The 25,210-nt window shown below is 33.5% G+C and carries 27 protein-coding genes; 8 read left to right on the top strand and 19 right to left on the bottom strand.

What is annotated here, in order from left to right; all coding sequences use genetic code 11:
• Positions 1–11: 11 nt before the first annotated feature.
• The 7 genes from IV57_RS00800 to IV57_RS00830 all read right to left on the bottom strand — a co-directional run bounded on the left by IV57_RS00800 (position 12) and on the right by IV57_RS00830 (position 5,966).
• Positions 12–893, bottom strand: a complete 882-nt coding sequence (locus IV57_RS00800; protein WP_057879583.1) for an ROK family protein — start codon at positions 891–893, stop codon at positions 12–14.
• Positions 894–897: 4 nt separating this feature from the next.
• On the bottom strand, positions 898–2,379 hold the full coding sequence (locus tag IV57_RS00805; RefSeq protein WP_057879584.1) for a sialate O-acetylesterase: 1,482 nt from the start codon (positions 2,377–2,379) through the stop codon (positions 898–900).
• Positions 2,372–2,713, bottom strand: coding sequence for a PTS lactose/cellobiose transporter subunit IIA (locus IV57_RS00810; protein WP_057879585.1), 342 nt, complete (start codon positions 2,711–2,713; stop codon positions 2,372–2,374). The genes IV57_RS00805 and IV57_RS00810 overlap by 8 nt, the downstream gene beginning before the upstream one ends.
• 14 nt (positions 2,714–2,727) lie before the next feature.
• Complete coding sequence (locus IV57_RS00815; protein ID WP_057879586.1) at positions 2,728–4,164, bottom strand: PTS sugar transporter subunit IIC; 1,437 nt, start codon at positions 4,162–4,164, stop codon at positions 2,728–2,730.
• Position 4,165: 1 nt separating this feature from the next.
• On the bottom strand, positions 4,166–4,474 hold the full coding sequence (locus IV57_RS00820; RefSeq protein ID WP_057879587.1) for a PTS sugar transporter subunit IIB: 309 nt from the start codon (positions 4,472–4,474) through the stop codon (positions 4,166–4,168).
• 135 nt (positions 4,475–4,609) lie between these two features.
• Positions 4,610–5,305 carry a GntR family transcriptional regulator gene (locus tag IV57_RS00825; RefSeq protein WP_057879588.1) on the bottom strand — a complete coding sequence of 232 codons (696 nt, stop codon included), beginning with the start codon at positions 5,303–5,305 and terminating at the stop codon, positions 4,610–4,612.
• A 235-nt stretch (positions 5,306–5,540) separates the two neighbouring features.
• Positions 5,541–5,966, bottom strand: coding sequence for a universal stress protein (locus IV57_RS00830; RefSeq protein WP_057879589.1), 426 nt, complete (start codon positions 5,964–5,966; stop codon positions 5,541–5,543).
• Positions 5,967–6,107: 141 nt separating this feature from the next.
• Here IV57_RS00830 and IV57_RS00835 point away from each other — a divergent pair, with 141 nt between their 5' ends.
• Together IV57_RS00835 and IV57_RS00840 are read left to right on the top strand one after the other, a co-directional pair.
• Entirely contained in the window at positions 6,108–6,395 is a 288-nt protein-coding gene (locus tag IV57_RS00835; RefSeq protein ID WP_057879590.1) for a hypothetical protein, read from the top strand.
• Between the two features lie 102 nt (positions 6,396–6,497).
• Positions 6,498–7,223, top strand: a complete 726-nt coding sequence (locus IV57_RS00840; protein WP_057879591.1) for an SLAP domain-containing protein — start codon at positions 6,498–6,500, stop codon at positions 7,221–7,223.
• 33 nt (positions 7,224–7,256) lie between these two features.
• Here the strand turns inward: IV57_RS00840 and IV57_RS00845 are convergent, their stop codons facing one another.
• The gene (locus IV57_RS00845; RefSeq protein ID WP_057879592.1) at positions 7,257–8,036 is read right to left on the bottom strand and encodes a TraX family protein; all 780 of its coding nucleotides are present in this window, start codon (positions 8,034–8,036) and stop codon (positions 7,257–7,259) included.
• A 124-nt stretch (positions 8,037–8,160) separates the two neighbouring features.
• Between IV57_RS00845 and IV57_RS00850 the strand changes: the two genes are divergently transcribed.
• Complete coding sequence (locus IV57_RS00850; RefSeq protein ID WP_057879593.1) at positions 8,161–8,943, top strand: potassium channel family protein; 783 nt, start codon at positions 8,161–8,163, stop codon at positions 8,941–8,943.
• A 116-nt stretch (positions 8,944–9,059) separates the two neighbouring features.
• On the opposite strand, the gene IV57_RS00855 is transcribed toward IV57_RS00850, so the two are convergent.
• Positions 9,060–10,922 carry a BspA family leucine-rich repeat surface protein gene (locus tag IV57_RS00855; protein WP_057879594.1) on the bottom strand — a complete coding sequence of 621 codons (1,863 nt, stop codon included), beginning with the start codon at positions 10,920–10,922 and terminating at the stop codon, positions 9,060–9,062.
• A 228-nt stretch (positions 10,923–11,150) separates the two neighbouring features.
• Here IV57_RS00855 and IV57_RS00860 point away from each other — a divergent pair, with 228 nt between their 5' ends.
• Together IV57_RS00860 and IV57_RS00865 are read left to right on the top strand one after the other, a co-directional pair.
• Positions 11,151–11,690: a hypothetical protein gene (locus IV57_RS00860; protein ID WP_057879595.1), complete on the top strand. Its 540-nt coding sequence runs from the start codon at positions 11,151–11,153 to the stop codon at positions 11,688–11,690.
• Positions 11,691–11,747: 57 nt separating this feature from the next.
• Positions 11,748–11,960 (top strand): hypothetical protein, encoded by a 213-nt coding sequence (locus tag IV57_RS00865; protein WP_057879596.1) that lies wholly within the window; start codon positions 11,748–11,750, stop codon positions 11,958–11,960.
• 73 nt (positions 11,961–12,033) lie between these two features.
• On the opposite strand, the gene IV57_RS13300 is transcribed toward IV57_RS00865, so the two are convergent.
• Positions 12,034–12,678 carry an IS3 family transposase gene (locus IV57_RS13300; RefSeq protein WP_157051868.1) on the bottom strand — a complete coding sequence of 215 codons (645 nt, stop codon included), beginning with the start codon at positions 12,676–12,678 and terminating at the stop codon, positions 12,034–12,036.
• A 219-nt stretch (positions 12,679–12,897) separates the two neighbouring features.
• Between IV57_RS13300 and IV57_RS00875 the strand changes: the two genes are divergently transcribed.
• Positions 12,898–13,440, top strand: coding sequence for an Ltp family lipoprotein (locus tag IV57_RS00875; RefSeq protein ID WP_057879598.1), 543 nt, complete (start codon positions 12,898–12,900; stop codon positions 13,438–13,440).
• Between the two features lie 54 nt (positions 13,441–13,494).
• Here IV57_RS00875 and IV57_RS00880 read toward each other — a convergent pair whose 3' ends face one another.
• Complete coding sequence (locus IV57_RS00880; protein ID WP_057879599.1) at positions 13,495–14,589, bottom strand: DNA alkylation repair protein; 1,095 nt, start codon at positions 14,587–14,589, stop codon at positions 13,495–13,497.
• Positions 14,590–14,719: 130 nt separating this feature from the next.
• On the opposite strand from IV57_RS00880, the gene IV57_RS00885 reads away from it, so the two are divergent.
• Together IV57_RS00885 and IV57_RS12895 are read left to right on the top strand one after the other, a co-directional pair.
• The gene (locus tag IV57_RS00885; RefSeq protein WP_057879600.1) at positions 14,720–15,013 is read left to right on the top strand and encodes a hypothetical protein; all 294 of its coding nucleotides are present in this window, start codon (positions 14,720–14,722) and stop codon (positions 15,011–15,013) included.
• A gap of 153 nt (positions 15,014–15,166) precedes the next feature.
• Positions 15,167–16,168, top strand: a complete 1,002-nt coding sequence (locus IV57_RS12895; RefSeq protein ID WP_083488837.1) for an Lreu_0056 family protein — start codon at positions 15,167–15,169, stop codon at positions 16,166–16,168.
• Between the two features lie 257 nt (positions 16,169–16,425).
• On the opposite strand, the gene IV57_RS00895 is transcribed toward IV57_RS12895, so the two are convergent.
• The 8 genes from IV57_RS00895 to IV57_RS00930 form a co-directional block, all read right to left on the bottom strand.
• Entirely contained in the window at positions 16,426–18,333 is a 1,908-nt protein-coding gene (locus IV57_RS00895; protein ID WP_057879601.1) for a BglG family transcription antiterminator, read from the bottom strand.
• Positions 18,334–18,384: 51 nt separating this feature from the next.
• On the bottom strand, positions 18,385–19,839 hold the full coding sequence (locus IV57_RS00900; RefSeq protein ID WP_057879602.1) for a glycoside hydrolase family 1 protein: 1,455 nt from the start codon (positions 19,837–19,839) through the stop codon (positions 18,385–18,387).
• A gap of 30 nt (positions 19,840–19,869) precedes the next feature.
• Positions 19,870–20,208 carry a PTS sugar transporter subunit IIA gene (locus IV57_RS00905; RefSeq protein ID WP_057879603.1) on the bottom strand — a complete coding sequence of 113 codons (339 nt, stop codon included), beginning with the start codon at positions 20,206–20,208 and terminating at the stop codon, positions 19,870–19,872.
• A 28-nt stretch (positions 20,209–20,236) separates the two neighbouring features.
• On the bottom strand, positions 20,237–21,490 hold the full coding sequence (locus IV57_RS00910; RefSeq protein WP_057879604.1) for a PTS sugar transporter subunit IIC: 1,254 nt from the start codon (positions 21,488–21,490) through the stop codon (positions 20,237–20,239).
• 30 nt (positions 21,491–21,520) lie between these two features.
• Positions 21,521–21,829 carry a PTS sugar transporter subunit IIB gene (locus tag IV57_RS00915; RefSeq protein WP_057879605.1) on the bottom strand — a complete coding sequence of 103 codons (309 nt, stop codon included), beginning with the start codon at positions 21,827–21,829 and terminating at the stop codon, positions 21,521–21,523.
• A gap of 289 nt (positions 21,830–22,118) precedes the next feature.
• Positions 22,119–22,676 carry a glucose-6-phosphate isomerase family protein gene (locus tag IV57_RS00920; RefSeq protein WP_057879606.1) on the bottom strand — a complete coding sequence of 186 codons (558 nt, stop codon included), beginning with the start codon at positions 22,674–22,676 and terminating at the stop codon, positions 22,119–22,121.
• 14 nt (positions 22,677–22,690) lie between these two features.
• Entirely contained in the window at positions 22,691–23,461 is a 771-nt protein-coding gene (locus IV57_RS00925; RefSeq protein ID WP_057879607.1) for a glucose-6-phosphate isomerase family protein, read from the bottom strand.
• Positions 23,458–25,194 carry a class I mannose-6-phosphate isomerase gene (locus tag IV57_RS00930; RefSeq protein WP_057879608.1) on the bottom strand — a complete coding sequence of 579 codons (1,737 nt, stop codon included), beginning with the start codon at positions 25,192–25,194 and terminating at the stop codon, positions 23,458–23,460. The genes IV57_RS00925 and IV57_RS00930 overlap by 4 nt, the downstream gene beginning before the upstream one ends.
• Positions 25,195–25,210 lie beyond the last annotated feature (16 nt).

Consider the following 25,210-nt stretch of genomic DNA (forward strand, 5'->3'; position numbering starts at 1 on the left):
TATTATTTCAATTAGTCAACTGAATATGTTTGGATAAAATCTACAGCTGCACCTCTTAGGTTAGCTTCATCGGTAAACTTACATGGAACCACCTTAGGTTCAATCGAAGCAATTTTGACAATATCTCTAATTTGTTTAATTTCTGTATCAATATTAGGAATTAAATCCGGATTATTCGATACGGCTCCGCCTAAAACAATTAGCTCTGGATCAAAACTATACTGTAAATTATAAATTCCCTTTGCCAGAGCATAATACATCGTTCGAATTTCCTTTTGGGCTCGTGAATCACCTTTTGCGGCCAGATCGAAGACTTCTTTACCCGAATAATTGGTTACTGGACTGGAATTAAGATTATATCTTTCCGCAACTCCAACTGAAGTGCCCAAATTGCTCAAAGTCTTTTCATTATCACTAAGTGTGAATCCAAATTCCCCACCAAATAAATGAGCTCCATGCCAAATCTTATGATTAATAATTACAGATCCGCCGACACCAGTTCCTATAATTAAAAACAACAGGCTATCAACGTTCTTACCGGCACCAGAATCCAATTCCGCTAAAGCTGCACAATTTGCATCATTCTCAATACTTACTGGTAATTCAAATCGCTTAACAAGTTCTTGTTGAATTTCAAAGTTATGAATATACGGGATTGCAGAGGCTCCTTCAATCACACCACTTTTTTTATTGACTGCTCCTGGTGAACTTATTCCCACACCAACGATTTGGTATTCAAATTTCATTTGTTGAACTTTTTTAGTTAGATCACCATAGAATTCTTCAATTGTTTTAGGAGTCTTAACAGGCTCCATTTTTTTAAGTTCGTTATCTTTCATTACAGCAAATTTTATGGATGTACCACCAATATCTATCAAACCTAGATTACTCATTTTTTCACCCTATTTCCATTTCAAATGGTGCTAATGGTGCACCAAATTCATTAAATACTGAACATCTAGGATAATTTGTAAAGGCATATCTAATTTTTTGAATACCCTCAGTTTTATTCAAAATTAACATGTGTCCCTCTATCATGACTTCCCTAGTAATCCACAATCCATTCACATTAACATCAAATTCAACTTTTCCTCTTTGTACTAAAGCGCTTACTTTGTTTACAAACAAATATATCTTGTTATCAATACTTTGATAATTATAGACGGTTGGACTGGCATCATATCTGATATCAGAAACAATCTCACCGATTCTTGTTCCCGCAATCCGCTTGTGTGTCGGGTGAATGTTGTGTTTTTCACCGGTATCTGATATTGAAATCAAATGCACATCATTAAGTTCTTCAGAAACTTCTAATTGATGTTGTCTAATAATTGCCCAGGCATCCTTTGGTTCATCGACATAACCTGGTAATTGAATTACATAAAATGGTAATGAACGATCATTAAATAATTTTCGCCAACCTTTAATTAAACCCTCCAACAATTTGCCATATAAATTAGGATTTCCAGCATCGTTTTCTCCTTGATACCAAATGACTTTATCAAATGAATAATTTTTCACTTTTTCAATCATCGTATGATAAAGACCATTTGGTCGTAAATAAGATGTTGGTGTCATTGGTGGTGGCCAAGGCGTATGACCAACATGATCTTTGGCATCGCTCAAAGAAATCTTAGGGTTTTCTTTCATAAACTTTGATAAATCACTGTTGTGTTTAACTACCAAATTATTATATTCAGTAAATTCTCGGTCATAATCAGATTGAATTTTTCCAGTAGTAGCCTTCTCAAATGGCTTGATATATTTAGAAATCAAGTTTTGATCATTTTGAAGAACTTCTTCCGATACCCACGATGAAGCTGATGTACCACCCTTATAGCAATCAATAACTCCGATAACTTGATTTGGATTTAATTCATGTAATTTTTTTACCATCCAATAACCAATATCAGACATTTTCCAAAGTGTTGTTTTATCAGCAACTTCCCATACTGATGTCTCTAGATCTTCTGGTAAAGTAAGTTCATCATCCTGATATTCCAATTGGGGAACATTGTAAAAATATACATTATCAAAATCCACTGATTCAATTTGTTCTTGATATTCACTGTCATCTCTAAATTTGAATTCAATATTTGATTGTCCAGTGAGTAATAAGACCATTCCAGTACGAACATTTTTAATATCAATATTTTCATTTTGATTATTAATTTTTAAATTCGTTTCAATTTTTGCTGGTAATGGGTCAACCTCAATCATCCATGAACCATTTTCTGACGCAATTGTGGAATGATTTTGGTTATAAATTTCTAGACTTACTATGGAATTGCTAATTGCCTGACCACTAATTTTAAACAATTTATTAACTGGTACTACCATCTGGTCAGTGTAGATTCCATCCAACTTCAAACTAGCCATTTACTTTTCCCTGAGCTTTTAATTCATTAATTTCTTTATGTAGATTAATAACTTTTTCAGCGACAGTCATCATAATATCGGCTGACATAAAATGATCTTGAGAATGAATCAACATGATAGTTTTTTCAACTTTCTCACCATTCATTTCATCAGTCATCCATTTTGTTTGAATATTATGTGCTTGATGCAATAACTTCCGCGCATCTTTTAAAGTTTCCTCTGCCTTATCAGTATCTCCACCTTCAGCTTGAGTCATGACTTCAATACTTTTTGACTTGGCTGTACCAGCAACAGAAATAAGATCCATTGCGCGTTTTAATTGTTCTTCATCCAATTTATTTTATCTCCTTAAGCAGGTTCGATTTCAACATCTTTTTCTGCATTTTTATGAGCTGCTTCCATATCTGCATCTTTAACAGAAACATCAGGATTCAGCTTGTTGTCCATACGAACAAATGGATAGTAAATTGCAGTAGTTACAACAACGATAACTGCCTGAACAATTAAACCCTTAATTGATCCTGTATAAAGTAATCCAGAAAGCAATGTTGGAACTGTCCATGGAACATTATTAACGATAGGCCCGATAAAACCAATTCTAGTAAAAAATATTCCAATATAGAAGGCCAATGGTTGTGCAACTAACCATGGAATAAAGTACAAAGGGTTCAAAATAATTGGTAGACCAAAGGTTACAGGCTCTGAAATATTAAAGATAGCTGGCATTAAAGCAATTTTTGATACTTTTTTAGCCGCAGCTCTTTTTGAAAATAGAATTAATGCTAGAACTGGTGATACTGAACATGATCCAGCGGCAATAGTTGAAAAGTTCATGAATAATGTTGAATAGATATGATGTGCTTGACCCAACATATTTTGGGTATCATTGATGTTCCAAGTTAAGCCAAAGATTGGTCCCCAAATTGATGTTGGATGTATACCGAACCACTGAAGTAAACTCCAAGTAATCTGAGATACGAAAGCGAATAATCCGGTACCCGAAATTGCTAAAGCTGGTTTCTGTAAAGCTGTCAATAATAGTTCTGGCATAGTTTCACCAGTAAAGGTTGTACTGATACCTGTCAAAATAATGAAAACGCCCATAGTAATAACACCAGGAATCAATGACTCAAAACTACGTGCAACAGCAGGTGGTACTGAATCTGGCATTTTAATCGTAAAGTTCTTCTCTAAAACCTTGTTATAGATCCAAACTGCAAAACCACTAATTAGTAAAGCGGCGAAAACACCTTTGGTACCAAAGAATGTTGTATCCATATAATTTAAAACATCGATTGGTTTCTTAGCTCCGTCTGGAGTGTATTGGAATTTCCAAGGCATACAGATGAAGAAGGCACCTAAAGCATAAAGAACGGATGTCATATGTTCCTTACTCTTGGGAAAATACTTACGTGAAAATGTATGTGAGAAAATAACTACCAATAATACCGCAAATGTATTTAACGAACCGTTTGAGATAAGCCCAATCAGATTACCAGTAGTGGTTAGCCCATTGAACAAACCTGAAGCTTGCCAGGCAGTCCATGAACCACTGATCAATCGACCTAATCCCAAACCTTGTTTACCAAAAATCAAGCCATTGGTTGGATCAACGAAAACATTTTGGAGCATAATTGCAAATCCAGCAATCATTGATGTTGCTGCAACAATAATAAACGAATCACGAAGCGTTAATAACAATTTATTGGCAGCAATTTTACCAGCTGTTTTGGTAAACTCGCCTTGAAATTTCTGCCAGCCTTGGCCCTTTTCTTTCTTACTCATCTTAGCCAATCCCCTTTTCGTCCAATAAATCTACTAACACTTGTCCATCCATACTTCCAAATTGTTGCATAGTTAATAGAATAACTTTGGTATTTGGATGTCCTGCTTTCGTTTGATCAAATGCCCAACCAATCTGTGGTGCTAAGAGAATAACATCAACATCATCTCCAACTTCGTCGACCATGCCAAAATCATAAGCATCAACTTTTACATCCCTATCTGCAGCGTCATAAACCTTCTGCATTTTTGATCCTATTAAACTCGTTGAAAAACCCCCGCTACAAAATATCGCAATTTTTAACTGTGCCATAATATAAATCCCCTCTCTTATTTGTTAACGCTTTCAGTATAAAAGCATATACTTTTAAAGTCAATACAATTTTATAATTTGTTATAACAAATATTTTTCCGAAAAAAATAGCCATCAACTTGTAGTTAATGACCTTTAAATAGATTCATGCAATGAATACTGTGATGATCTAATATATGTATAAGCATATTCAAATATTTGTCCATTCTTTAAAAATGATCTTTGTTCAATTGTTAAGAGTGGTTCCGGTCCCTTTAAAGACATTACTTCTGATGTATCTTCATTGGCCATTTCACAAGAGATAGTCCTGATAGCACTACCTATTTCTAAATCTAATTCCTTATTAATAAAATCATATATAGAACCCATTAATGAATCCATTCTCATACCTTGAATAATCTTTACAGGCATGAATATGTTTTGTAAAGCAATCGTCTCTTTACCCTTCATAATCAACCGTTCGATCTCATATGTTAAGTCAAATTGATTTATATTCATTTGATTCATAACTTTATCATCCGGTTTACTAACCCCAAAGTTTAATAACTTAACCTGATATTCATTAAAATCAAATATTTCAAGAGACTGTTTATCATCAATTAATTCGCCTGGTTTATTGTCTTTAACAAATGTCCCCGAACCCTGTATTCGATAGATAAGGCCCTCATTAACAAGAATATCCAGAGCCTTTCGAACTGTGATACGACTAACATTTAAGGATGAGGCAATCACCGTCTCTTGTGGAAGTTGGTCGTTTATTTGATATTCTTTCTCCAATATTTGCTGTCTTAGACGATTGGCAACAACCACATATTTTGGCGCCTCTTTCATATAGATTCCTCCGGGAAAAGCTTATTTGTATGATCAAAATTTGTTATAACAAATATTTATCTGCATCATTGTATTATAACTCACAATATTTCTATTTGATATTAATATGTATATACCATTATATTATAAGTCATTAAAATCACTTCTTCTACATGACATTTTATCCATTCTATAAGGACAAAAAGAATCTTCCATAATTATCTTAAAGAAATAATCATGAAAGATTCTTTTTTATTTAAACCACAATCAAAATATTAATACTAGTATGTTCAGAAACATACCTGGTAACAGAGCCTACAAATACCCGTGTAAAGGCACTGGTACCGGTCTTGCCCATTACAATCAAATCAATCCCATTTTCTTCTGGGAACCGGGTTAATTGTTCACGAGGTTCCCCATTCAATAATTTAACGGTACTAGACAATCCAGCTTTCTTTACGATTTCAGAAGCCTTCTGAAGATCCTTTTCGGCACTATCTTCCAGATCTCTAGTCAATCCTGGTGCATATGACACTCCGACGTTCATTGGTAAATTAGCGGTATTAACTACTGATACTAAATAAATCTCTGAATTAAACTGTTTGGCTAGATCCACTGCTGAATCTAATGCATTATAAGCGCTCTTGCTACCATCAATAGCTACTAAGATTTTTTTATACATCACTATACCTCCTATTTATATCCTTTATACAGATTTTACCAAGTTAAGGAAAAATATGGTAACCATAAGCTATTAAGAAGTTCAAATTGTTGTTATACTTAATAATGAGTAGTAGATGACTTTTTTAGGGGATTAGTTATTATGCAAACAAAACACAGATTAGAGCTCATTGAACGAGAATGTCGTATTAGAACTAATTTAAAAGAGATTCAATTTACTCATTATTTTTCCAATCGTTTTATGGAGAAAAATACACAATTTTTCTGTATTGAAGATTTTTTCAAGGCACTCGGGGTTACTAGCAAAAACGCCTTGGAAAGATTACCAATTGCGATTTGGGAACAGCAAGTTAAGGACTCCACTACATTCTCATCTTGGCAAGAAATGCTGGATCAGGCTGGTAATGAATACAGTCTAGCAAATCTTTAAGTATCCTGATTCTGGGGTGCTTTTTTATTTTCCTAAAAATAGGACTATTCTGATATAATTAAAGTGTATAAAATACGTAATTTAGTTATAGGGGGAAATATCGTGAAAAAAAGTATTATCTCTAGTTTAATCGCATCAACCTTGTTACTTGTTGGTTCCATTGCACCAGTAGTTGTTAGCGCTGACACTACTACTGCCGGAGTTATGAATTTAGCCGACAAAGGTACTTTGACAACAAGCAAAATGGCCTTCCTGTTCTCATTAAATGGCAATAGTTTTACTCAGGTAGCCTCTCGTGCTTTAGGTCCTAATAGCGCTTGGATCTATGACAAATCTATCAAAGGTGCTGACGGTCTAACCTACTATCGTGTTTCAACAAACGAATGGGTTGGTTCTGATGAGCTTAGTCAAATTAATGGTACAGGTTCAAATATTTCACGTACTAAAACTACCATTTACATCGGTAACTGGTCAGCAGCTGTCCTTGACGCCAATGGTAATAAAACAGGTAACATCTTGCCTGCTCGTTCTGCTTGGGTCGCTTTTGATGACCAAGTAACTATCAATGGTGGCTCATATTACCAAATTGGTAGTGATCAATATGTTTCAACTTATGATACCGGTTCAGCACCAGTTGTAAATATTGATAACAACAATAACAACACGACTACTGACACATCATACAGTGGCAGTATTATTGGTAACTCTGATTCAAAGATTTACCATGTTCCTGGTCAACGTGGCTACAATATTAAGGCCTATCATACGGTTTACTTTAATACCGAACAAGATGCCATCAACGCTGGCTATCGTAAAGCTAAAGTTTAACAATAAAGGACTCATCGCCATGATGAGCCCTTTTTATATACCGTTAGCAAACAAATGAATCAACCAAAGATGTAATGGATAAAAAATGTAAAATACGTATTTTAGTTGCATGCTATATTTACCAACCCTACCATTATAAAAATGTAACATGGGTATCAATAATATAAAACACATATCGCTAGCACTCATGGCTACACTATCAAATAACATCACTGGTGTTGAACCCGAAACTGACAAAGCAGATGGCAGTTCAACTATTGCTAGAAATACTGCTAAAATCAAATACCATAAATCTCTTTTTTTAACATCACCATGCGTCAATTGTGTAATAAACATCACTGGAATAACTACAAAACTTCCCTCTAAAATTGGTAATAAACTAATTAATAATATTGCCAATGAAAGTATTTTTAATATTCGCCGTAGTTTAAAACTTTTGACCTGATTATCCCACAGGCATATCACAATCGACCCTAACGCTAAAGTTAAAAAGATGTTATCTCCTATGATTGAGAGTGAATATTGTTTTCGTAAAACAAATAAATTCAAAAGGTAATTACCGATTGCCATAAAAATCCCCCAACCGATCAATCTAGTTAGATAATTTTTTCGACTGTGGGTGTAATGTAGTCCTTCAACCACTAAGTAAGCAAATCCAACTGCCACCACTCTGGTCACAAGATGAAAAACATCAGCCAAATATGGTGAGATAAAGTAGCCGATATGGTCTAAAACCATTAACCACATTAAAATGATTTTAAATGTTTCCCGATTTATCGCCTTCGATGAAATATTAGGTGTGAATTGTCGCATATAATTTCTCCTTCAGTTATTACTTTCAATTATCCAGAAAAAGAATATGGTTGTAAATGTACCTAACACAACCGTTAGTGCTATATTACAAATTAGTAAGACTATTAATTAGGATTGATTAAAAATGAAAAAATTTCATAAATTTATACATTCAGATAGCTATTATATGCTCATTGTCATTGCTGGACTAGCTTCAATGATCATCTTGGTACTCAGTTACCTACCTGGTTTTGATGTCTCCAGATCACCTTATATTGAAATCGATATTTTAACACTAGTTATTTTCATGTTTGATTATTTTGGACGTCTATATCTGGCTAAAAATAAAATGCAATTTTTCCGTCATAATATTGTTGATCTTTTGGCTATCATACCTTTGAGCACAGCCTTTAATATCTTTCGAGTTTTCCGTGTTTTCAACGTTATTCGTTTTGCCAAGGTATTCACTTTGATCAGGTTTATTGGAACTGCTGGTAAGTTACAAAAAAATGCCAAAAAGTTCCTCAAAATCAATGGTTTTATTTACCTGATCATTATTTGCGGCATAGTTTTGGTCACAGCGGCTATTACCTACTCATTGGCTGAAGGGGTTTCCTTGAGTAATTCATTTTGGTGGGCTGTCGTTACCGCTTCGACGGTTGGTTATGGTGATGTAGCACCGAAAACTTTGGTCGGACGTGCTGCCGCAATCTCTTTGATGGTCGTAGGAATTGGTTTTATTGGTACCTTAACTAGTACGATCACTAATTATGTTACCCATGAAAGTACCGTTAAAAGTGAAGATAAGTTGGACAAGATCTTACTAAAATTAGATAAAATTGAAAAAGAGAATCGCAAATTACGAAAAGATTTAATTGATTTAAAATCTAAACGAGATTCCGAAAACCAGAATAATAATGATGTTTAAATTATTTGCCTTATATCATTAAAAAAACATTCCCAACTAAATTTTCTGTTAGGAATGTTTTTTAATTGCTAATTATAATAAAAAATTAAATGACATAAATATATATTACTAAATTATTATTCACTAACATCATCTGTTGAAATAAATTCATTGGTTGATACTCGGTAATATTGTTTACCATTGATTTTAACCATTCGATCTGTTTTCCAGGTAGTATTTTGGGCTAAGCCACGTGCTTTTACAAGCTCACCACGTGAGTCAACTAACTTTTTAAAAGTTCCAGTATTTGTATTGATAACTTTATCATTTGCTGAATATTCATAGACATCTTCAGCACGAACCCATTCATTGGTAGATACTCGATAATATGTCTGACCCTCATGAATCATTTCTTGATCACTAAACCAATCTGAACCAGCCGACAATGCTCTGTCCGTCATTTTCTCATGTTTCTTATTGTATAAAGCGACCATTCCTGAGTTTGAGTGAGTTGCTACCTTTCTCTCAACTTTATTAATAACAGCCTGATTATTATTAACTGCTGGTTTCTCTTTGTCCTTACTTGGTTTAGAAGTATGTGTCGGTTTTGAAGGTTTAACCGGCTTTATTGGCGCAACTGGTTTCTTGTTTAATTGATAAGTCACATATCCAGCATGCTCAGGATCGTTTACAGTAATACTCTTCTCATTAACAGTTACTTCAACTTGTGATTTATCCTTTGTATATCCAGCTACATCAGGTGTATCAACTTTCAATACGTCCCCAACTTTTCCTTGAATATCTTTAATAAATTTAGTTCCTAAACTAGTTTTAATGGCAACATTAGAAATAATAGTTGTTGTCATGGGACTATTGGCAACTTGTCTTACATAAACTGCTGCTTTTTTATTAGCCACATTATGATTTTTTTCAATATCCGCAGCTACTAATTTAGTCTTGCCTTCTGGTTTTTCAATAGTTCCACTTCCGACTTCTAGCCAATTATCTGGATCATAAGTTTTATCCGGATCAACATGAGTCGCATGATTCTTACCATCGGCCAATGCAGCTCTCAATCCAGCACCTCGCAAACTCACTGTATCTGAAACCTTTAAAATATTAATAGGTGAATATGCCAACATCATTGAAGTTAAGGAAAATTCACCGCATTTCCATCCCGAAAGATCTAATGTATTTAGCTTAGTTTCGGAAAACATGGATACCATATCAGTTACATTTTCTACATTCCATTGCGATACATCCAATTGCTTTAATGGACTAGCAAGAAACATACCATCCATGCTAGTAACATTTCCAACATTCCATTTAGAAAGATCTAGCGAATTCAAATGCGTTTTCAAAAACATATTGTCCATGCGTGTTACCTTGGATACATCCCAACTACCAACATTAACGCTAGTTAAACCAGTATTGGCAAATAGATTAGCCATACTATTAACCTTTGAAACATTCCAAGACGATAAATCCACTGTCTTCAATGAACCATCAGATGCAAACATATTATCCATATTTTCAACATTACTTACATCTAGGTTCTCGATATGATCAATTCTTTGCAAACCCTTAAGATCCTTAAATAATTCTGAAGAATCACTGGCAGCAGATACCTTACCATCAAAAACGATCACTTTAACTCGTGAGGCATTGGTCCCATTTAATCCGGTAATTTGACCAGATTCTTTATCCTTTTCTGAAGTAAGTTGCCCCGCATCCAACTGCCCTGCTCCAATATGAAGTTCTCCATTTGAAAACAATGTCCAATTACTAGTCCCATTAATACCTTGATTTACAATGTCAGATGCTTTTTCAGCGACATTTGAAATATTGTTATCCAATACTTGTGCCTTAACCTCTTGTTCTTTGGCACCCGTTAATATTAGACCCACGCTCAAAGACAATCCCGCAACGATTGCAAGGTTCTTGCCCCGGTAATTCTTTTGTTTTTGAGTTAATTTGTTGTTTTTTCTTTTTGATTTCATACTTAAAAAATAATCTCCCAAATTTTAATTTATTTTTGCTACAAATTAAAATTAACAATGAGTTATATATAAATTGTTTATAAATCAAAAATTTTCTATTCGCTTTTTTAATCTTTTTTTATTAATTATTCTATTTAAGCAATTTTTTATCTTTCAATATACCAAATCAGAATAGCATCAACAGTTTGTTTTTCGATATACTAAGTTCAAATATTTAGGAGCCTAGTAATGAAAAAGAAATTTCTAAAAAGCATCATAATATTCAGTCTTTCCCTCACCATTTTTCCCATCACAACTAATTTTTCATCATTATCAGTCTTGGCAACGGGCATTTCGGAAAACAAACATACCAAATCCTATAACAGTCTAAAAAGAATCAATTATGTAATCAGCGAACGTCTCTACAACAAGCGTGGTCTTATCACTGATAATCTTAGTAACAAAACCAAGCTCAAATCTAGCAAAGATATTGCCGATAATTGGTCAAAATTCATTAAAAAAATCAATTATTTAAAAAACAATCAAATTGAAATTTATGTAACATCTGAATTTAAAAGCTTGAATCGCAAGCTTAGAGAAAAAATAATTATCAAAGCACAACTATTTTCTCTCAAGACGGTTTATGAAATAAAGAAATTTAATCAGGAAAAATTTCTAGAAGGTTTTGCTACTGCCATCTTTTGTGAGGGAGTTTATCTTGGGAAAACCGAATATCTAAATAACTCAAATATTATTTGGAATAAAGTATCACTTAACAAGTCCCCTTAAATTGCCTTAAATATTTCTTTCAGTTATACTGATAAGACTAATATTTAGGAGAATTGATTGAAAAATAAGAAATTTAAACGCTTAATTAAACTAAACACCATTCTGACTGCGGTAATTATCGCAAGTGATGTTTTCCTCTTACATCCCCACAACACCGCTAACAGTATTTCAGTTGGACAAGTTACCGTTTCACATCAGATGAAACATAAACCAATGAATCAGTTACGCAGCATTCAAGCTGATGAGGAACAAGAGTTTAGTGCTACATAGTCTAATATCTAAAGCAAATAACCTCTAGTAAAAATTAAAGTGCAATACGAAAGTTAGACAAAATCGAATATTATTAAGCTGCTAAGGCATACTCCCTGTATTCACGGGGAGTCATGCCTTTTGTTTTTCTTGAGATTCGTCGATTGTTAAACCAATCGATGTACTTCTTTGAAAGTTTCCTGAATTCTTTAATATCCTTACAAGGAAGAAATCCATTAAGACATTCTGTTTTGAATAGGTGAAAAAAACTTTTGATTGGAGCATTGTCGAGACAATTTTCTTTGCGAGACATGCTCTGTATGAATCCTTCTTCAGAAAGCCTATCAGTATAGTAATTTACTTGATAATGCCAACCTTGATCCGAATATACCATTGGTTTTGTTCCTTCATGTATAACTGCTATTAATTCATTTAATGTATCCATAATTAATTTACTATTGGGACTATTATTTACTTTGAATGCAAGAACTTCTTTGCTTGCCTCATCGGTAATTGCGGAAATGTAAGCCCATTTGTTATCACTTAAACGAACCTGTGTAACGTCAGTATGGAGGATTTTTAAAGGTTCAGTTTCATTAAATTGTTGATGTAAAACATTGCGTGCGACTTTCCCAACAGTTCTCTTATATGAGGAATATTTTCCGTATCTATGACGATTATAGAGGCTTACTTGAACATTTAATTCATCGGTCAGACGACGTACTACGGTGTCTGATATATATGAAGCCCTTTATTATAACTTTGTTTTTTTAATAGTAATTATAGCGATCGTTAACATTTTTTAGATTATCAAGCTCTTATATGGAAAAAATAAATTGTATCAATAATATTTGTGTTTTTATTAGCATTTCAAATATCATGATATATCAAACTCGAATGGAATATACCATTTTTTCTAGATATAATATCCTAATACATTTAAAGGGGATTTATATTTATGAGAAATAGTAAAAATACAGTAAAGAAAAAATGGTATCAAAAGAAGAGATTCTGGATATGGTCATTCATTGTTCTGATAATTATTATGGGTATTAATAGTATTGGGGGTTCAAGTAGCAATAGCAATAAAGAAGCTTCTAATAAAATTAGTAAAGTAAATAATAAAAAAGTTAACCAAGAAAACAATAAAGAAGAAAAATCTGAAACTTCATCCAATATTCAAGAATCTGATAATGTACCAACAGAATATAAAACAGCTTTACGCAAAGCTAAAACTTACTCTGGATTTATGCATATGTCTAAATTAGGAGTACAAGAGCAATTAACTTCTGAATATGGCGAAAAATATTCACAAGAAGCAGCTCAATATGCCATTGACAACGTACAGGCAGATTGGAATAAAAATGCTCTAGCAAAAGCAAAATCATACCAAAAAGATATGTCAATGTCACCGGAAGGTATTAGAGATCAATTGACATCTGAATATGGTGAAAAATTCACACCTGAAGAAGCAGAATATGCTATAAATAATTTAAAATGATTTCTATAAAAAAAACAATCGTTGTATTTACATTCAATAACGATTGTTTTTTGTTTAATATTCTTCATTGTTTAATTGTATTTTGCACGAATCCACCATCTTGGCATTGACCAACAAATCAATTCTGTGCAATCCAGGATAGATTTTTCTAGTAGATAATTGTCGCCATTTTATCTTCACATCCCCTGTCAGTGAATGATTAGATCTAAGTTCTGTCTTTTTTAGAAAAAAATCTTTGTAGGAATCAGTTTTATTCTGACGAACATAATGAACTCGATAACCAAGATAGATTGAAAGATTATAATTCGATTTTGAAGTGATATTATAGTGTAAAGTCGAACTTTCTCCAATAGATACTTCTGATTCGACAGACTTTAATTGAATTTTTTTTAACTCGTCTGCTGCCTGTGGATCATAACCTAATAATTTCAAAACCACTGGGTCACCTTGCTTAAAAAGCGTCCGTAAACCACGAGTCAGCACCCAATCAGTACTTGTTTGTTGGCCCCAATATTTTTTGGCAAAATCAATCACTAATTGTGGATGGTCTTTACTAATATCATTCAAATTATTGGCAACCGATTTTTGGACATATTCAGTCTTATCAAATATCAAATTATGCAATATTTCTACGACCGGAGCAGGATCAACCATATATTGCTTCAAACGCATCCCCCAAGGCAATCTAGGACGCATCCCTTCACTAGCCAATCGTCTGACATCGGTATTGTTACTCTTGGACCATCGCAACATCTGTTGACTAGTTTCAAGCGGATATTTAACCAAAAATGGACGGATTGCAAACTCTGCACTAGAATATTGGGTCAATAATCGTAAAAGATCCATTGAGGTTTGCCAATTATCCAAACCATACTTGGCGACATAATTTGGTAAACAGACTGCCACTAGACCTGTAAATGAGGGACCAATCTGTCTCAGAATATCGGCTGTTTGATCAAAATCGACTGGAAATTGTTCATGTAAGCTATAGACTATTCGATCACTGCGTTCCATTAATTTCAGGCTTTCCCAATCATCTGTTAAACATGCTGCTAAAAATTGTTTTTCTTTAAACTCTGGTAAGGAGTCTTTAACACTGCCAGCTAGGGTTTCCAAAAATTCTGTTGAATACATATCTTTTAATTGCATAACTAAGCTCTTCCTAATATTTTGTAATGTTCGCCAATCCTCGATTTATCATAAAGCCAAGTGTATTATGATTATTACAGAAAGAAACTACTACTTTTAATAACTTGGTTCTATGAGAGGAATTATTTCAATGAATAAATATTACGTTTTTAAAGAAAAATTTCAAGGACAAATAATCGACCAATTTAAAAAAGCTGATATTCAAGTAGTTGGATTTTACACTAAAAAACCAACCATTGAAGAATTAAATCACATTCAAGATCCCATGACTTTGAAAGTGAAGCTCGATAAAAAGGAACTATCTTTATTTAATGGATCTACTAACGGTAAAGATATCTATTACGTCACAATCAGCCTCAAGAATTCTACAGCCTTACCTACCTTTTCCTCCGATAAATTTTTTATTGAAGAAACATTTATTTAAATATATATGTCCTAAATATAAAATGTCGTCATCTGAAGATGGTGACATTTTTTTGTGACCAATATTAGTAAAACCCTGCAATTGCCAAATAGTGACATGGTGCTCTGCTACTATTTTCTAGTAAATAAAATTAAAAGTAGAAAGCGAGCAAGTATGAAAATTAAAACATCACAAGTAACGACTGTACTGTTACTGGGAATCCTTCTTTTAACCGGATGCAGTAGTCAGAGTAAGTCCAATAATTCTTCTAGTAAAAAAGTGACAACTACTACAGTCAGTCATAAAAAAGTATCGAGTATCAAAAGTTCTAAGGAGCTTTGGAACAGTGATAAAGATGCCAAATTGACAGCATTTATCAATCAATGGGCACCAACTATGAACCAGTCCTACATTAAATACGATGGTAGTCACTCACTCAAGACTTCAACCGGAACAACTTATCCCGGTGAGTTGAAACATGTAACCGTCGAGGGTAATAAAGCGTCTATCGGTTGGAATAAGGCTGGCAAAGGAAATTATGAATATAACGTAGTTGCTATTTATAATTATGACGGAACTGAACCACCATTACCTAATCATATTACCTACTTCTTTGCATTTCATAATGGTAAACCGATTGTTTTAGTCGATCAAAGTACCAATGGAACACCCGATTTACTTGCTACCCAGAATACTGCTCTGAAATCAGGTTTTGAAAATATTGTTAATGGTAAGAAAACTAATGTATCATCCGTAACAACATCTTCTAGCAATGATAATAATGCTAATAACAGCAACGACAACAATAAAAGTAATAGTGGTTCAACTCAAACAGTTTCTGATCCTAAGATGGTTGGTGTTATGCTTTATGAACTAGATAGAAATTTCGATATTTCTGGAGCACCTAATTTACAAATAAACATTGCTAATGGTAGATACTGGATCGGTACTGGAAGCAGTAATTCTACTCTGCCATATACTATTGAAGGTAATACTGCTCACTATTGGACTGTCCTTTATACTGGTAACGATATACGTCCAGATGGTACAACTGGTCCATCACCCGAAACTGAACATACTATTAGTTTGGACGATTTAGCGGCTAAATATTATTCAACTGACGATCAAAAACAAGAACTTGATCAAGTAACCAGTCAAATACCTGATATTGAGTGATAAGATAAGATTAAATTTAATTCTTTGATAAAGATTCAATGAACATACCCATAGTGAGGTATAAGAAAATCCATAATAATATTCATTAATTTTATAATTTTGTTTCCAATTTAAGTTCAAGCAAAAAACATCCCAGTGTCTTTATTCACAGGGGTGTTTTTTTGATAAATAATATAAAGTATCAATGATTCTTTGGATAAACTAGTTGTTGCCTTAATCTAGAAATTTTCTCACAATAAACTGTCCATGGTGATATCTTAGAGCAAAGACACCAAAGTATTAATAAATTGTTCGTGAGTTTTACTCTTCAATAGAATCGCAATATTTTTAGGCTCAACTGTTATCTGTGAGAAATCATCAAATATATTTCTGTAAGCCTGTTTGTTTGTTTCGTTCACTGCAAGTAAAAACATCATTTTAACATTGTGATTGTCTGAATTCCAATCTATACCGTTTGGGGCAATAACAACAAACCCTTCTGTCCTTAAGGCAATCATTTCTAACGAGTGAGGAATGGCAATACTTCCAAATGCGGTACTAGACATTTTCTCTCTGGCTATTAGCTTTTGTGCAAATCCTACCTTTACGACATTTTTCTTCTCAAGAATCGAGCTTATCTGTATAAATAGATCATCTCTATTAAGCTTTTCTTGGGAAACTATGAAATTTTGCTTTGGAAAAAATTTTTCAAGGTTATTGGTAAAGTTAATTTTCTTTCTGGTATGTTTTATTTCTTTAATAAGTGTTCCCACTTTTTTATAGTCTGACTGAGTTAGAAATTGTGTAATATTTGTATATCTGTATGTATCAATTGGAGTTTCTGTATTAACTTGAATTACAAAGTCTACACTTCTTGGAAACTTTTTTTCTACCAGCTCACTTGGGTCATGAATTACCTGTCCGATTACAATATCTTGACTGAATAACCTACCTAATTGACTAGTAAAATTCTCTAAATCACTTTGGTAATCAGGAATAAGGATTACTGCGTAGAGTTTATGAAGATCATTGATATATTCAGAAACAGCATTTCCAATGTGCATTGCAATATAAGCGATTTCATCATCCTCAATATCAACATCTTCAGTTTCTTCCAGTTTATTGGAGATTAAAACAGCACATTCGTATATTATTGGAGAAGATTTTCTTATTCTGGCAGTCATTGGATTTCGTTCAACATAACCATGAGATGAGCGTTCTAAAAGTCTTTGAATATGTATTGCAAACTGTTCCCTAAAGTTTAATACTCTAAGGTCTATGTTTAACATTGTATTAACATATTTAATTAGTTTATCTACAAGCATAGCAGTATTGGGGGTGATTGAATCTTCAAGATTTCTATGTTTACGCGTAATTGAAAACTGAATGATCAATATTAAACTGTGTTTTTCCTCATCCGAGAACTGAATATGTGAGATTTTTTCGACACTAGTAATTAGAGCCGTACCGAATTTCTTTTCTTGTTTGGTTGATCCACTAACATCATCACTTAATACCTTGTTGTCGGACGAGATTGGTTGATATCCATTTTTAGTTCTGTGAGTAGATATAGCAATATGCAACAAAATATTATTGAAATCAAACGTGTTTAGATAGATATTACTTTCCATTGCCAGTCCATTTATTGAATCTGAAATTGCTTGAACATCTACATCAGGAAAACTAGCTTTGATAGAGTCCTTCCCTATGAATGTTTGACGTGATTCTCTGTAAAGAATATCGCTAATTAGTTTGCGTTTGTTCATCTCGCTACCATTCAATCTCCATATATCTCCAGATTGTGATAGTTGAAGCCCAAATTGAAGTACATACTCCTTAACTTCTTTAATCAATTTAAGAACAGTGGATTCACTTAGATATAATTCACTCGATAAGTCATATATATTCAAACCTTCTTTTTGAGTGAATTCATTCATCAGAACTCGTTTTATACTTCCATAATCAGAGTTTAAAGATTCATTTTTATTCATCTGATTCGTCTGTTGTTGATTAATCGTATATCCCTTTTCACTACCCAAAATAGCTGTGGAATCAATTAAGTCCTTGGCATAGCGCTTTATGCTACGTTGAGAAACTCCGATTACCACAGCTAATTCATTGGAAGTATGCCACCCAGGGTTATTTTGCAGATAAACCAATAGTTCTGATTTATGATTTTTACGCAAAGGACACATCTCCATTATTTATATTTTTTAAAATAAATAGTGTATCGTCTTTTAGATGCCTTTTCCATTTGTAGAAATAACATTTTTGTACCAGTAATAACTATCTTTTAATATTCTCTTACCCGATCCGTTACCATCATCATCCTTATCAACATAAATGAATCCATAACGCTTAGACATTTGTTGAGATGAACAACTTACAATATCAATTGGACCCCAAGCACAATAGGCAATTACTTTTGCTCCATCGTTAATTGCTCTGCCAACTTGTTCAATATGCTCACTTAGATAATCACTTCTATATGGATCATGAATCTTTCCATCTTCAATCTTGTCATACATCCCGATACCATTTTCTGCGATGATAATAGGCTTTTGATAGCGATCCCAATACTGACTCAACGTATTATATAGTCCTTGTGGGTCAACCGCCCATCCCCAAGGGCTTTCCCTTAGATAAGGGTTCGGGCTAGTATCAGATGGTTTATAAGAATTCTTTGTAGAGTCAGCTACTTTTGAATAATAATAAGAGATTGCCAAAAAGTCCATGTGGTTATTTGACAATAGTTCCAAATCATCATCCTTGATATCCAACTTATCTCCACGTTGTTCTAAATAATTCTTTGCATATTCTGGATAATATCCACGAAATTGAACATCTGTAAAGAAATATTGAAGTCTATTTTGACGCATAGACAATATTACATCATCAGGTTTACAAGTAGCAGGATATGTCGTTCCATCAGCAACCATCGTACCAATTTGAATATCTGGATTATTTAATGAGACTGCATATTTCTTTATCCATGCAGCCGCAACCATTTGATTGTGAACTGCCTGATAAAGAGCTTCTTCTTCGTTTTCATATTGATCAGAACAGACCCCAACGGACAAGAACGGTTCGATTTGGACCATATTAATCTGATTTACAACAATCCAATACTTAACTTTCTCACCAAACCAATCCAAGAGAGTCTTCCCAAATTTCTCAAACATTTGAATTACTTGTCTGTTTGGCCACCCACCATATTTTAAAGTTATGTTAATGGGTGTTTCATAATGATTCATTGTAATAATCGGTTCTATTCCATATGACAATAAACAATCAATCATCTTATCATAATGCTCTAATGCAACCTTATTAGGTTCTTCATCATCTCCGTTGGGAAATATTCTTGACCAATCCAATGAGGTTCTAAAGCTCTTAAATCCCATATCTGCAAGAAGTTTTATATCTTCTGGATAAGTATGATAAAAGTCAATACCAAAACGTTTTGGAAAATAGTCCATTATATCTTTGACGTTTTTCCTTACTTGTTCAATCTTCATTCCATCAGTTTCTAATTTTTGGATTTCTGAGTTTGACATCCCTTTTAAATACGGTTGAACATCTGAGGAATTTAAGCCCTTGCCATCTTCATTGTATGCACCATCAGCTTGACTGGCCGCTTGTGCACCACCCCATAAGAAGCCCTTTGGGAAATATGGAAATTTATTTTCTTTCATACTAATGCTCCTAACTTAATAATCCGATTTTTATTTGGCGCTCTGATCCCTTTTTTCAAAGACTGTAATTAAGTGTTTAGCTAAATTGTATTCACTCATAATTGTCATTAACGTATCTTGAGCATGTGTGAATAATACTGAATATTTAACGTCTTCCCCTTCCGCTTCTTCCTGAAGTTTCTTAGTTTGTAATCGATGTGCAATTACTAATTTTTCATCAGCTTTTTTTATATTTTCCTTTGCCTTTTCATAATCAAAATCCCCAACATTGTCTAGGGCGTCAGATACAAATGCACGAGCATCACCTGCATTAATAATGATTTCCATCGTATCTTTAACCGACTTATTATCAAACTCTTCTTCTTCCATGAATTGTTTCTCCTAATCTTTTATAAATTTAATCAGCCATTTCTTCTTTTGGTTGTGATTCTTCTTTAAGAATTTGTTTGTCATATACTTTGAAGAACGGGAACCAAACAAACCATGCAATAACAAATGTAATAATAACTAGAATAATTGAACCTACTTGAGGACTAATTAACCATGTTGAAATTGGGAATGGAATGTACCACATTTGCATAACTGCCTTTGGGATTGCTGCAAGTCCGCTCTTTAATCCAATCCACGTTACCAATGGAATAATAAATCCATTGATCCATAGAGGGATCATTAAGTATGGATTCCAAACAACTGTACCAAAAACTAGGGGTTCATTGATATTAAAAATTGAAGGAACAATACATGCTTTTCCAAGCGCCTTTAATCTTTGAGATTTTGATAAAAACAGCATCATAATTGCTAAGGGCATTGTACAACCAACCCCACCAATGAATGCCCATCCACTGAAGACGGCTTCACTTGTAAAGATATGAGTTGCTGGATGTCCAGCTGCAATGGCTGCTGCATTAGCAGCAATTCCACCAAGCATTAGTGGTTGAGTAATTGGAGTCAAGACCCAGCTTGAGATACCCATGGAATAAATAAAACAATAAACGAATAGAATCAATGTGAATCCGTAGATTGTGTCTGCACCCGTTGCTAACGGACTGAAAATCGATTGTACTGCATTGTATACATTAAAGTGTGCAACGTCGGTTAATAGCCATCCGATAATAATCGATAGTCCAATTGGAAGAAGTGAGTCAAACCAAGAAGTAACAAAATCTGGAATCACTGTATCTTCACTGAAGAATGAAAACGTTCCAAACAATTGCATAATTAAACTGACAACTACTGCAACAATAATGGCAACGAACATACCACCCGCACCAAATTCACTGAAGTTAAACGAAATTGTTGATCCTCCACCAGTAAACTTTGGATTTAATAACATCAGAAATAATGCTAATGAGGTCAATCCAGCAATTATTCTTTGTTTCTTTATTTTTTTATGTTCCATAAAGTTAAATGGAATTAGGAAAGCAATAAATATAGAAATCAAACCAAAAGTAAAACTACTTACCGGTGAAAAGTCTGGCCACCATTTCCAAAAACTACCAGGAATATTAAGTAAACTTACAACCGAACCTACAAGGATGAAGGGTAATATCTCAAGGACTGAATTCTTTAAAGTAACAATCCATTGATTATTTCCTACAACTTGAGCTTTGGGAGCAAATTTGTTATTTAGAAAATCCATAAACTTATTCATATTTAAAGCCCCTTTTTTAATCTTTTAAAATTATTCTCCAAGTTCCTTTTGTAAATGCTCAATCGCACCCTTACCATCTAGGATTGAATAATAGTCTGCATGCATTAAAATTACCTTCACATTGTCTGGAACTTGTTTCTTAATTCCTTCAAATTCAGCCTTCAAATGTGGCCCAACCATCAATGCATCAATATCATCTGCATAATCTCCTAGTTCTGACTCACTACGTGCTTTAATTTTGTAATCTAATCCTTCTTTCTTTACTGCTTTTCTCATATTTGCTGCCATAAATCCTGATGATGCACCTGAACCACAAATTAATAAAATACTTTTTGACATAATATATTTCCTCCGTTAATCCTTTATTTATTTCTCTTTACGTTTATATAGTATTTCATTACTGTATTCGTTTACATTTAATTTTGACACCGGGGGAGTGACAAAATTAAACAAAACTATAGGTTGAAATATAAAAAAGGGTACAAAATCCCACCTGGAATCTTGTACCCTAATATTAAATAACTTCATTAAAATTGAAATAAACATTCCGACATATTTTCAAAATTGGAGAATTGTATTTCAGATTAGTTAACATACAATTTACTTTAACTTATGATGAATTCAACTTTTATTTTTCTTCTTCAATGACTCTATAATCTTTTATATCATCAACTAGAATATGCATTCTAAAGAGATTGGTTTGAGAATATGCGTGTCCTGAAATAGATTGCCAAACAGCTCCAACGGCTAATTTACTTTTACCGATATTTATTAATCTATGAGCGACTTTACCAGGTATATAAAGAACACTTCCTGGGCTGACTCTAGTTATTGTCTCTGTATCATCCGGATAATGTAATAAAAGTAAGCCTTCTCCAGAGATACCCCAGTAGTATTCCCCTGTATCTAACTTCTCATGATAGTGACCACGAGTAAAGTAATATTCATTATTTATTGAACCAGCATTTAATGTTGAGACTCCAAAGAATAAACCACCCTGCTGTCCTTCAGATACCGCATTCTTACTAACACGAACACCATATGCAACTTTTGACGCTTCCGAATCGGAGATATTAGAATCCATGAGAAAACTAGAAATATCTTTAACAAGAGTCTCACCTTGTTTAGTATCACCAACTAGGGTTCCATCGATATTTAATCTGCTATTTGCTTTAATTTCTTTCATTTTGACCACCGTTGTTATGGACGATAATTGAACCACTTATTTTTATATTCATCCGGATTAGTTACAAAATCAAATTTATCATGATCATCTTCGTATTGTTTATAAATTGGAATTCTAGATTCAATATTGAAATCCTCATATTTTCGTGCTTTTTTTTCAATAAGATAAGTATCCCTATATGTTAAATTGGGTAACCATCCTAATTGATTTTTGGCAACGATAGGATAAAATGCAAGACCATGATGTTTTCTAATATCTTTATATTCGAATCCAAAATCCCGAATACACCATGCTCCAAATGCTAATTCTGTTTCAGGACGACTATTAATTGTGCAATGGGCCCATGATGGAGGAACAATAACAACATCTCCAGGTTGAGCATGGACAGCAAAACATTCTTTAGGATTATTTGAAGCGTTTGGCTGCATCATGACAACAGCTTCTCCGGACCAAATTTCATAAACTTCCGGTGTAGATGATCCACAAGATGATGAAATTGCATGTATATGTCCTTGGCTTCTAACAGGTTCACGCCCAATCTGTCCCTTATTGTAGACAACTGCGCCAAAAAGCAACATCCTATTCTTTAAATCTACTAAGTCTTTATTTCGACCAACATCCATTGCAATCGAGTATACAGTGTCTGGACCTGATGCGCTTTGATCCAATAGACTCTTTCTAATATCATTCAAATGTCTAAGTTCTGGTGATGGTCCAAATGTATCATTTCCATATTCAAATTTTAAATCAGTGTTAATTCTGAGATCGAGTCCTATATTAATCATTTAGTATCCCTCACAAACGCCTGAATTATAGCAATTTTGTCTGATTTAGATTCATTTTTAATTTGATAATTTTCTATTCCTGATGGCACAATAAATGTTTCGCCAAAATGGATTTCATATGGTTCAAATTTATTATCTGGACTCTGTACAATTGCTTTCTCACCTTCAACCATATTAAGCATATTCACACTTTTATGAGTATTAAAGTTTCCAACGTCTTTTATCCAATGTCTTTCAGTTTCGATAAATTCTAACTCTGAATGCAGTCCCGTCTCTTCAAGTTTTTCATGATTATCTTCTCGAATATCTTTAAAACAATTGATTAAGTGATCTTGGGCCCATTGAGTATCCCTTTGGTATTGAAGGTTATCAAGCCCTTCCCTTACATGTAATGGACGTGGCCTTCCATCTAGTCCTATTCGTCCCCAATCCCACATTTTAAATGTGAAGATATATGGTGTAGCACTAACTTCAAGAACAACTGTATCTGGTCCTCCGCAATGAATAGTCCCGGCTGGGATTAGGAAATGATCATGCTTCTTTGCAGGAAAGTTATTAATATATTTTTCATCAGGGAATCTAATTTCCCCCTTTTGAGCCGCAACAAAATCCTTTTCCATTTGTTTCTTGTCAATATTAGATTTTAATCCTAAATATACAGATGAATTTTTTGTAGATTCCAAAATATAGTAACTTTCGTCTTGTGTGTAACTCATGCCGTATTTATTTTTAATATATTCAGTTAATGGATGGATCTGTAAACTTAAATTTCCACCATGCATCGTATCCAAATAATCAAATCTGATTGGAAAATCCGCACCAAATCTGGAAAATACCCTGGTTCCCAAAATCTGTTTTGGATAGAATAGCATCAAATTCATAGCAGGAATTTCAAATCTAATATCCCCAAATTTAAAATAAAGACTGTTCTCTTCAGGAACCCCATCAAAGGCCCATCCATAATTTTTACCGTTATCAGGTAAATTGAAATGATTTTTCATCCACTGGCCGCCCCATACGCTGGCATCAAAATATGGAACTGTTCGATATGGCTGTTTAGTAAGTTTCTTCAGACTTTTTAATAAGTCTTCTTTTGAAATTAATTTCGGATCATCTTTCATATTTGTATCCATTACAAAATCAGATACTGGCAATACTTCCTTTTTTAATCTATCTGCCATTCGCCATTCGAAAAAATAACCCCGTTTAAATTTTCTTAACGGATCTTCCTCTGAATTATCTTGTCGCCAATTGGGTAATCCCGCCCTATATCTTAATTGTATTTCCCATCTTGCCATATCGGCATATATTAAAATATCGGAATTAGGGGCTAAAAGCGTTGCACCGGTTCCATAAACAATGGTTAATCCATCTAGGGTTTCTATTTTTTTTGATACGTTCTCAACATTAGGGAAAAAGTCTTTTAATTGGTAATGTGACATAACTCCAAATACTCGATCGTTTGTAACCGTATCTTTAATTTTTTCATTTAAATCTTTAGAATCCATTGCATTTTCATCAGAATTAATAATATTTTGAGGACTTAGATGATCAATCAACCCTTCACGCAATTCTTTTAAATTAGTTGCTGGATAACATTCGATAACAAGAATTATATTTTTCTTTTTATTCTCGTTTACTTTTTTATTTAAAAATTCACTGATTTTGGAATATCCAGATAATGCAATTTTATAATCATTAATCTTAGTGGTTGGTGCTAAATCATAAGACATTTTTAATTCCTCCATA

Source organism: Companilactobacillus kimchiensis, assembly GCF_001438805.1.
In the GTDB taxonomy this organism is placed as follows: Bacteria; Bacillota; Bacilli; order Lactobacillales; family Lactobacillaceae; genus Companilactobacillus; species Companilactobacillus kimchiensis.